Source organism: Lentzea sp., from assembly GCF_036380075.1.
Classification (GTDB): domain Bacteria; phylum Actinomycetota; class Actinomycetes; order Mycobacteriales; family Pseudonocardiaceae; genus Lentzea.
Genome location: NZ_DASVFL010000227.1, coordinates 1 through 9,363 on the forward strand (window position 1 = coordinate 1; position 9,363 = coordinate 9,363).

A 9,363-nucleotide genomic window follows, 5' to 3' on the forward strand; every position below is an offset into this window, starting at 1 on the left:
CCTGGCCGCGGGCGACGTCGGGGCGGGCTACCGGCGGCAACGCGGTGGGCGCGGCCGGGTCGAGCACCTTGACGCGTTCCGACCCGGCCACGGCGTCGGCGATGCCGTCGGTGACCTGGAAGTCGACCGGCTGCTGACCCGCCTGCACCGGGGCCGCGTACTCGACGAACCCGGTGGTCGTGGTGGTGGCGACGCCCGCCTTGGCGCTCGCCTCGGTCAGCACGACCGGGTCGCCGTCGAAGTCGCGCCAGTCCGCGAGCACCGGCAGCGTCAGCCGTCCGCCCGACGCGACCGACCACTCGTGCGGCTCGACGCCCTTGCGCACGGCGGGTGCCTCGTTCTGCGTCGCGGCGCGGACCTGGACGGTCACGGCGGCCGTGGCGTTGAGGCCCTTGCCGTCGTCGACGGTGTACTTGAAGTGCGCGTCCTGGGCCTGGTCCGGCAGCGTCACCTCGACGGTCTGGCCGTCCGGGGCGATGGCGAGCGCGACGTCCTTGCGGTCCAGGTCGCTGACCGCGGTGACGGACAGGATGTTGCCCGCCGGGTCGGAGTCGTTGTCCAGCACGTGGAGCACGGTCGTGCGGCCCGGCCGCGCGCCGAGGGTGTCGTCGGAGGCTTTCGGCGGCTTGTCCTTCGCCGACTCGGTGGTGTTCTCGTTCTTGTCCTTGTCGCTGGAGTTCTGCTCCGGCGGCGGTTTCACCGACTGCCAGTCGTCGACCTTGCGCTGGGTGCTCAGGTCCCACACGCCGCCGGTCGCGACGTCGTTGAGCACGATCGCCTTGCGGTTCATCCGGAACACCGGCTGGACCAGCGCCTTCGCGTCCTTGATGTTGCCGGCCGACGCCTTCTTGCCGTCGCACGAGCGGAAGTAGCCGCCGGACGCCCCCGCCCACGCGGCGTGCACGCACTCACCGAGCCGCACGGGTTCGGCCGGGGCGCCGTCGACGCCCTCGTGCAGCGTCGCCGTGCCGTCGCCCGCGAGGTCGAACGTTCGCAGGTCGCCCCTGGTGGCCACGACGACCGCGGTGGCCTCGGGGCCCGCGTGCTGCAGGACGGACTCCCGGCCCGCCTCGGCCGTGCGGCCGCCGGGGAGGAAGAGGGTGCCGGACTCGGCGTCGAGCACGACCGCCTCGCCACCGACCGCGGTGATCTTCGGGTCCTCCGGCCGCTGACCCAGCTCGCCGTACTCGGGTTCGCCGAACCCGCCGTCCCGCGGCACCACCTTCGCGGTGCGGCCGTTGGCGGAGGCGACGTGCACCGTGCCGTCCAGCCCGACCGCGAGGGCGGCGGTGCCGGCCGCGTCCAGGGTGGCGAGCGGCGGGGTCTCCTGGCTCAGCTGGTCCAGGGAGCTCACGCCGGCCTCGGCGTCGACCCGGCTCGCCCACACCTTGCCCGCGGCGGGGTCGAGCACGGCGAGCGTGCCGCCCGCGAGCGCGACCTGGCCGCCGCTGGGCAAGGCGAGTCCGTGGTCACCCAGCGTGACCGAACGGGCGACGTCGACCGGGTAGAGCTTGCCGCCCGCGCGGTCCCGCGCGACCACGGCGGCGGCGTCCTGGACGACGTCGAGCCGGTAGTTCCGCTGGGCCCCGCCCGGAGGGTTGAACGCGGCGTCCAGCGACCCGACCGGTTTGTTGAGCCGGCCGAACAACCCGTCGCGGTCGCTCGTGACCCACACGCCGCCGTCGTTCAGGTCGACCTGGCGGACCGGGTTCCCGGTGGAGGTGAACGCATAGGCGACGAGCGAGGCGGCGGCGAGGACGAGCACCGTTCCGGACGCGAGCGTGGTCCGGTGCTTCCGAAAGAATCCCACTGTTTCCCTCGCTGCAGTCGCGTGCGTTCGCCGGCGGTTCCGTCAACCGCCTATCGGGCCGATCCGGGAATTCGTTGCAGCATTCACCCGAATGCTCACGAATGATTATCCGCAGCTCTCCTGCGACCAGTCCGCGGTCGCGTTGCCGCCGTCCGCGCGCACCACTTTCACCTGCAGGCACACGGGTTCCGCGCCTTCGACGTCCACCTGGGGATGCTTCTCCACCCCGGTTCTGGCGCCGTCGGAAGTGCGCCAGGAGAACGTGTCCGTCGCTTGCTGAGCCGAGTAGTTCCAACTGAACCGGACTGTTTTCGCGTCCAGTCTCGTCGCGGTGATCGAGGGCCTGCCCGGTGGGGCGTCGCCGGCACCGGCGTTCTGGTCGGGGGTGTCGGCGATCGTGGCGACCACCGGGCCGTTGCGCGGCTCTTCTCCGCCGGAGAGCAGGAAAACGCCCACGCCGACGATCGCGACAGCGGCCAGCGCACCCGCGACGTAGAGCGGCCAGCGCCTCGACGAGGTCGCCTGATCCACAGTGGACGGTGGCGCCGGTCGGATGACCGTCTGCGGTGGCGGCGCGGTTCGGACGACCGTCTCCGGCTGCGACGTCCTGCGCGCCGGCGGCTCCGGCAGGTCGTACACCGGGACCGGCGGCAGCTTGCGCTGCGTCGGCGGTGAGATCTGCGGCGGCGGCGCGACGAAGGCCGGTGCGGTCACCGGCACCGCCTCCGGAGCGGGCATGAGCACGAGCTTGGTCTCGCCGAACCGGTGCGCCTTCTGGATCCTCTGCAGACCGACGGCGAGCTCGCGCACCGAACCAGGCCGCACTGCCGCGTTCCTCGCCATGGCCCGCAACAACAAGCGCTCCAGCTCCGCCGGCGCGGCCAGCCCCGAGGGCAGCCAGCCGGAGACGATGCGCTCCTCGATGGCGTCGATCGCGTTGTCCGCTCCGCGCGGCATGAACGGCGAGTGCCCGACCAGCAGGTGCCACAGCGTCGCGCCGAACGAGAACACCTCCGTCGCCACCCCGGCGCCCGCGGACCTGTCCAGCAGCTCCGGTGCCGACCAGGGCACGGAGAGCATGACCTGCCCGCCCTCGTCCTGCTCCGCGAACCGGCCGGCGATGCCGAAGTCGGTGAGGCACGGGCTGTCGTACTGGTTCATCAAGATGTTGGCCGGCTTGACGTCGCGGTGCAGGATCTGGCGTTCGTGCGCCGTCTCGATCGCGCCCGCGACCTGCACGCCGATGTCGAGCACGTCCCGCACCGGCAGCGGCGTCCTGGCCGAGAGCTTCTCCAGGTCGCCGCCGGGGCAGTACTCCATCACCAGGAACGGGCGCCCGTCCGACGCGATCCCCGTGTCGTGCACGGTGACGACGTTGCTGTGGTTGCCCAGCTCCGCCATCGACTCGCCCTCGGCGATGAACCTCTCCCGCACGGACTCGGACAGGTCCGCCGCCTTGGGCACCTTCACGGCGACGTCGCGCTTGAGCTTGTCGTGGTAGTAGCGGTACACCATGGCGAACCCGCCGCCGCCGATGTCGCCGCGGTAGTCGAAGTGCGGGATCTCCGGTGGTCCCTGGCTCATCCGCTCACCTCGAAGGTGAAGTGGACCTGGTCCCCGAGCGTGACGCGGGTGCCGGGCGTGAGGAACTGCTCGATGTGCGGGGCGAGCTTCTCCGGCGGGCAGCCGGGCCGGGAGATCGTGGTGCCGTTCGTCGAGCCCAGGTCCCGCACCAGCACGTCCCAGCCCGACAGCCGGACGTCGGCGTGCGTGCGCGAGATCTCCGTGTCGTTCTCCCTGCCGACCTGCACCAGGTTCGCGCCCCTGCGATCACCGCTGGGGTCGCGGCCCAGCACCACGTCGCGGTCGAGCGCGATCGTGTCGCCGTTGGACAGCCGCAGCAGGCCGAGCACCGGCATCGTCAGCATCGCCGCGTCCTGGTGCGGCAGCGGGACTTCGCACACCCGGCAGTGCACGGCGTAGTCGGAGCTGAGGTGGCCCTGCGGACACCTCTTCGCCCGCACCAGCCGCGCCCCGCCGCCCTTGCCGGCGTGCAGCATCCGCGTGTCGTTGGGCGAGGCGTTGCTGCGCAACACGGTCTCGGTCACCGGTTCGGGAGCGGGTTCCGCCCAGGCCGCGCTCATCGGTGGTTGCGTCGCCTGAAGTGGCTGGGGCGCAGGGGTTGCCAGGGGAGCCCAGTCGAAGGACTGGATCACCCCGGTCATCTGGGTGACCTGCGGGGCCGGCGTTGGTGGCTCCTCGCGGACCGGTTCCGCTTGCAGCACAACGGTGTGCTCCACCGCCGGCTCCTCGAGCACAGGTGCGGCCGCCACGGGCACGTCCGGCACCGCTGCGTCCGGCATCTCCGGCGCCGCCGCGTCCGACACCGTCACGAGCAGCTCGCCCGCCAGCACCACACCGGCGCTCACCGGCAACGCGGGACCGCTCGCGCCGAGCGCGACCCGCAGCCGTGCCACGTCCTCCAGGTTCCGGTCGACCCACGTCCCCACCCCGGCCGCGCTGATCTCCTCGGCGGCACCGTCCTCGCGGACGACCTGCACCCGCGCGCCACCGCGCACCACAGCGCGTCTCTCCGCCGCCGCGAGCCTGACGAGCGCGAACCCGCTCACCGCGCGGAACCCCTCGTCCATGATCGCCGCGACCACCTCGTCCAGCGCCTCGTCCGACCGCACCAGCTCCCAGCAGCGGCGGACCAGGTCGGACTCGGGTGCCACGGCCAGCAACAGCCACGCGCGCTCCCCGACCACCGCGACCCACGTGCCCGGCACGTACCTCACCTCGGTCATCGCGGGCTCCTGGGCGCGGTGTCGGAGGTGGACTCCCGTGCGACCGGGTAGTCGACGACGAGCGCCGTCACGTTGTCCCGCGCACCGGCCGCGACCGCGCGGTCCACCAGTGCCGCGGAGGCTTCGCCCGCGTCGGCGTGCCGCCGGAGCACGTCCTCGATCTCGCCGTCCGCGACCTCGTTCGTCAGCCCGTCCGTGCAGATGACGAACCGCTCACCGGCGTGCGGCGGGAAGAGCCACAGGTCCGGGTCGGAGATCCCGGCGCTGCCCAGCACGCGGGTCACCACGTGACGGCGCGGATAGGTCCTGACCTCGTCCGCCGTCAGCACGCCCGCCTCGACGAGCTCCTGCGCCTCGGAGTGGTCGACGGTGAGCTGCGTGAGCTCCGCGCCGTCGAACCGGTAGACCCGCGAGTCGCCGACGTTGAACACGACCCAGTGCGGCCGCTCGGACACGGTGACGAGCGCGATCCCGGACACCGTCGTCATCCCGCCGTGCCCGGCCTCCTCCAGCGAGCGCCCGGCGGCGGCGAGCGCCGCGCGGACGTCGTCCAGCCCGCGGCCGTCCCCCTCGTCGAGCTGCCGCAGCCGCGCCACGAGGTGCGCGCTGGCGACCTCGCCCGCGGCGTGCCCGCCGACGCCGTCCGCCACGGCGAACACCCGCCGGCCGGCGATGGCGTTGTCCTCGTTGACTTCCCGCACCACACCGGGATGCGTCGTGACGCCGGTGCGAATCACCACGCTCACCCGCTCCCCTCCGTTCGCCCGTTCGGACCTCTCATCGCTCGGCACCGGCGCGGCGTTAGGCGGAAAAGGGGACAAAAAATGGCCACGGAAAACCGGAAACGTCCGGCGCGGTCGCGGCGATGGTCCATGGCGGACGTGACACGGCTCACCCGCTCGCGGGCGTCCGAGGACTTGAACTTCACGTCGGCGTCAAATTTTAGCGTGGAGCCATGAAACGTCTGCTCGTCCTGGTCGCCACCCTGCTGGTCGTCTCGACGTCCGCTGCCACCGCCTCCGCCGGTCCCCACGCGCCCGTGAACCGCCCCGGCCCGCGGCTCTCGGTGCCGGTGGCCGACCTCCAGGCCGCCGTGAAGTGCTCGCCGTCGGCGTACGGGTCACACCGGGAAGTCGCCTTGTTCGTACCGGGAACGGGTGTCGGGCCCGACGAGGCGTTCTCCTGGAACTGGTTCCCCGCCCTCGACCGGATCGGCCACCCGTACTGCGCCGTGGCGCTGCCCGGCCGCTCGGTCGGCGACGTGCAGGTGTCGGCCGAGTACGTGGTGCACGCCATCAGGTACGCCCGCGCCGTCAGCCGCGGCAGGATCGCCGTCGTCGGCCACAGCCAGGGCGGCGTCAGCGCCCGGTTCGCGCTGCGGTTCTGGCCGGACACCCGCGCGATGGTCGCGGACTACGTCGGGCTCGCCGCGGTCAACCACGGCAGCGACCAGAACGACGTCCTGTACCCGGACGGCAACGGTCCGGCGTTCGCCCTGCAGCTGAAGACGACGGCGAAGTTCATCGAGGCCACCAACTCCCGGCAGGAGACCTTCGCCGGCATCTCCTACACCTCGCTGTCGACGACCCACGACCAGTTCGTCACCCCGGCCGGCACGACGGACGTGCACGGCCCCGCCGGCCGCGTCGCGAACATCTCGTTGCAGGACGTCTGCCCGCACAACGCGAGCGACCACATCACCATCGGCACCAGCGACGCCCTCGCGTACGCCCTCGCGATGAACGCCATCACGCGCCCCGGCCCGGCGAACCCGAGGGAGATCCCGGCTTCCCTGTGCTCGCAGCAGAACATGCCCGGCGTCGACCCGGACACGGTCGCCGACGACCTGACGGCGTTCCTCAAGAAGGCCACCGACGTGATCGCGGCCGCTCCGGTCTCCGCCACCGAACCGGCGCTGAAGCCGTACATGTTCGCTCGGAGCTAGGCTCGAAGCACGTTCAACGACTCGGGAGCAGCGGTGCGCATCGGTGACCTGTCGGCGCGAACGGGAGCGACCACTCGCGCGTTGCGGTACTACGAGGAGCAGGGCCTGCTGACCAGCACCCGCAGCGCGGGAGGCCACCGCCGCTTCACCGAGCAGGACGTCGACCGCGTGCGGTACCTGCAACGGCTCTACCTCGCGGGCCTGAGCAGCCAGACGATCCTCGCGCTGCTGCCCTGGTGCCTGAGCACTCCCACGCCGGACAACACCGATGCCGCCTTCGCGCGCATGACCGAGGAACGGGAGAAGCTCGACGCGCACATCGCCGAGCTCTCCCGCACCCGTGACTCGCTCGACGACCTGATCGCGGGCAACCGGGCCTTCCGCGCCTCGAAGGCGTGGTGACCTCTAGTCGGCGCGGGCCCGCGCCTTCACCTTGCCGGCGCCGATCACCGACGGGGGCAGGTTCTCGCCGGGTATCTCGAACAGGTCACCGCCCATGACGTAGCTGGCCGAGCGGTGTTCCTTGTCGTCCTCGCCCTTGCCGCCACCGGGGGCACCGCCCATCGGCGCGCCACCCATGCCGGCACCCGCGGCGGACGCGCCACCCGGTCCGGCCATGCCCATCGGCACGCCGCCGCGCACCTGGTTCTGCACACCGGCCGCGCCGCCGGACGTCATCGAGCCTGCTCCGCCGCCACCGGCACCGCCCCCGCCGGCTCCGCCTCCGCCGAAGGCGCCACCGGCACCACCGCCGCCCCCCGTGGAGGGGCTGAACGGCATGGGGCCGCCCTTCATGCCCGCGCCGCCGCCACCTCCCGCGCCACCTCCCGCGCCACCGCCAGCGCCACCACCGAAGCCACCCGTCCCGCCGGGACCGGTGTAACCGGGAGCGGTCGGGTCGAACTTCGGACTCTGCGGCGTGTACTGGCCGTTGGCGCCGCCCTTGTTCGCGGTGCCGCCCGTGGTGGGGCTGTACCCGCCCATCTGCGGCGTGTACGTGCTGCCACCACCGGCACCGCTGGTGAAGGTGCTGCCCGAGCTCGCGGCCGGCGAGTAGCTCGGCGCGGTCGGCGTGTACCCGGAAGTGGTGGTGGCGCCGGAGTTGTAGCTCGGCACCTGTGGCGTGTAGTTGCCGCCGCCCGCGGCACCACCTCCCGAGTACCCGGGAGCCGACGGCGAGTACGCGGCCGGCTGAGCGGCACCGGTTCCCCCGCCCGCACCGCCGTTGACGCCCGGCGGGGCGGAGACGGCACCGGCGCTCGCGGTCTGCGTGGACATGTACGCGTCCACACCACCGAGCGCGGGCGCCGCACCGGACGGCGCGACCGCCATCACCGGTTCCTCGACCTGGCCGGTCGTCGGGTTGAACGGCGGCGTGAACGTCGGCACGGACGAGTCGATCTGCCGCGAGCCGGCCTCCATCGCCGTCATCACCGACACCGCTTCGTCGTGCGCGGCGCGGGACACGACGTTCGCGAGGGCGATGTCCACAGTGGCCAGCACGAACGCGGGAGTCCCCGGCATCGCCAGCGCGGCAGCGGCTCTCTCCCAGTCGAACTCGACGGGAGCGGGCATCTGCGCGCGGGCGGACTCCATGACACGGCCCTGGTCGGCGACCTTGACGCCGACGCCGACCGCCGTCTTGGCGGTCTCGTCGACCCAGTCACCGAGCTTCTTCATCGCGTCCCGCGCGGCCTCCGCGGCCGCACCCGTCCACTTGGACTCCGACGCGGTGATCACCGAGTTGATGGTCCGCGACGCCTCGGTCAGCTCGGTGCCGTACCTGCTCCAGTCGGAGCTGATCTGACCGGCCTGACCGGGGTCGTTGTCGTTGTGCACCGCGGCGTACAGCTCCCGGTGCGACCGCGACGCCCAGTTCTGCGGGTCCGTGAGGACGGGGACGTTCTCGGTCTCGCCCCTCGAGTCGATGGCCACCGGTCAGCTCCCGCCCATGTGCTTCTTCAGTTCCGCCTGCTGTTCGTCGTCGAGACGCGTGAAGTTCTCGATCGCGGTCACGATCGAGTTCTTCGTCTGCTCCAGCACGGTCCGGTACGCCGTCATCACGCTGACGAACGAGTACTGCTCCCCCTCCGCGCGAAGGGTGAACTTGTCGCGCATCTTGTCCCCCACCGGGTTCGCCCCCAGCGGCGCGGGACGGGCGATGCTCGAGTTCGCGCGCTCGATCCACGAGTCGACCTGGTCGATCTGGGCCTGGAACTGCTTGCGCAACTCCTCCCCCGCGTCCGGGTCGAGCTGCACCTGACCCGAGGTGACGGTGTCCCTCAACGGGACAGCGTCGTTGTCACCGACGACGTACATGCGGCACCTTCCCCGTAGCCCTTGCGGCACAGCCACCTCGTGGCCGCCACCAGTCACACGGACGCGGGCGCGGGACGGTTCAACCGGATCAGAACACGGCCAGCGGGTTCACCGGCAGCCCGGTCGTGCCGAGGATGCGCGGAACCGCGGCCACGAACAGGAACGTGCACCGGCCCTGCTCCTCGCAGACCGCGACGAGCTCCTCGGCCTGGGCTCCGTCGACCAGCACGAGACCCAGCCGCAGGAGCCCCAGCCGGTGCAGCGCGCCCGGGACGTCGCCCTGGAGAGGCGGAGACGCGTCACCGATGTCGCCGGCGTAGAGGGAGATCCCGCACTCGTGCATCCACCGGACCGCGCCCGAGGTCATCCCCGGCAGCGCGCGGCCGTGGTCGGGTACGCGGTCCCAGCCCGCTCGCACCACCAGTGCGTCGCCCTGCTCCACCACGACGCCCGACCGTGCCGCCGCGGCCTCCAGGTCGTCC

9 protein-coding genes are annotated in these 9,363 nt (G+C 72.2%); 2 read left to right on the forward strand and 7 right to left on the reverse strand.

Going from position 1 to position 9,363, the window contains the following annotated elements; all coding sequences use genetic code 11:
* The 4 genes from VF330_RS25000 to VF330_RS25015 form a co-directional block, all read right to left on the reverse strand.
* Positions 1 to 1,810, reverse strand: a 1,810-nt coding sequence (locus VF330_RS25000) for an Ig-like domain-containing protein (protein WP_330854110.1), incomplete at its 3' end; no start/stop codon positions are given.
* Between the two features lie 105 nt (positions 1,811 to 1,915).
* The gene (locus tag VF330_RS25005) at positions 1,916 to 3,394 is read right to left on the reverse strand and encodes a protein kinase domain-containing protein (protein ID WP_330854111.1); all 1,479 of its coding nucleotides are present in this window, start codon (positions 3,392 to 3,394) and stop codon (positions 1,916 to 1,918) included.
* Entirely contained in the window at positions 3,391 to 4,617 is a 1,227-nt protein-coding gene (locus tag VF330_RS25010; RefSeq protein ID WP_330854112.1) for an FHA domain-containing protein, read from the reverse strand. The genes VF330_RS25005 and VF330_RS25010 overlap by 4 nt, the downstream gene beginning before the upstream one ends.
* Positions 4,614 to 5,363 carry a PP2C family protein-serine/threonine phosphatase gene (locus VF330_RS25015; RefSeq protein WP_330854113.1) on the reverse strand — a complete coding sequence of 250 codons (750 nt, stop codon included), beginning with the start codon at positions 5,361 to 5,363 and terminating at the stop codon, positions 4,614 to 4,616. The genes VF330_RS25010 and VF330_RS25015 overlap by 4 nt, the downstream gene beginning before the upstream one ends.
* Positions 5,364 to 5,572: 209 nt before the next feature.
* Here VF330_RS25015 and VF330_RS25020 point away from each other — a divergent pair, with 209 nt between their 5' ends.
* Together VF330_RS25020 and VF330_RS25025 are read left to right on the forward strand one after the other, a co-directional pair.
* On the forward strand, positions 5,573 to 6,562 hold the full coding sequence (locus VF330_RS25020) for a lipase (RefSeq protein WP_330854114.1): 990 nt from the start codon (positions 5,573 to 5,575) through the stop codon (positions 6,560 to 6,562).
* 33 nt (positions 6,563 to 6,595) lie between these two features.
* Positions 6,596 to 6,964: a MerR family transcriptional regulator gene (locus VF330_RS25025; RefSeq protein ID WP_330854115.1), complete on the forward strand. Its 369-nt coding sequence runs from the start codon at positions 6,596 to 6,598 to the stop codon at positions 6,962 to 6,964.
* Between the two features lie 3 nt (positions 6,965 to 6,967).
* Here VF330_RS25025 and VF330_RS25030 read toward each other — a convergent pair whose 3' ends face one another.
* The 3 genes from VF330_RS25030 to VF330_RS25040 form a co-directional block, all read right to left on the reverse strand.
* Complete coding sequence (locus VF330_RS25030) at positions 6,968 to 8,497, reverse strand: PPE domain-containing protein (protein WP_330854116.1); 1,530 nt, start codon at positions 8,495 to 8,497, stop codon at positions 6,968 to 6,970.
* A 3-nt stretch (positions 8,498 to 8,500) separates the two neighbouring features.
* Positions 8,501 to 8,881, reverse strand: coding sequence for a hypothetical protein (locus VF330_RS25035; RefSeq protein WP_330854117.1), 381 nt, complete (start codon positions 8,879 to 8,881; stop codon positions 8,501 to 8,503).
* An 88-nt stretch (positions 8,882 to 8,969) separates the two neighbouring features.
* Positions 8,970 to 9,363: cyclase family protein (locus VF330_RS25040; RefSeq protein WP_330854118.1), on the reverse strand; the 394-nt coding region annotated here is incomplete at its 5' end.

Bases quoted from the DNA above. Each gene is read 5' to 3' on its own strand.
- VF330_RS25020 (WP_330854114.1), top strand. From the start codon at position 5,573: ATGAAACGTCTGCTCGTCCTGGTCGCCACCCTGCTGGTCGTCTCGACG.
- VF330_RS25010 (WP_330854112.1), bottom strand. From the start codon at position 4,617: ATGACCGAGGTGAGGTACGTGCCGGGCACGTGGGTCGCGGTGGTCGGG.
- VF330_RS25005 (WP_330854111.1), bottom strand. From the start codon at position 3,394: ATGAGCCAGGGACCACCGGAGATCCCGCACTTCGACTACCGCGGCGAC.
- VF330_RS25035 (WP_330854117.1), bottom strand. From the start codon at position 8,881: ATGTACGTCGTCGGTGACAACGACGCTGTCCCGTTGAGGGACACCGTC.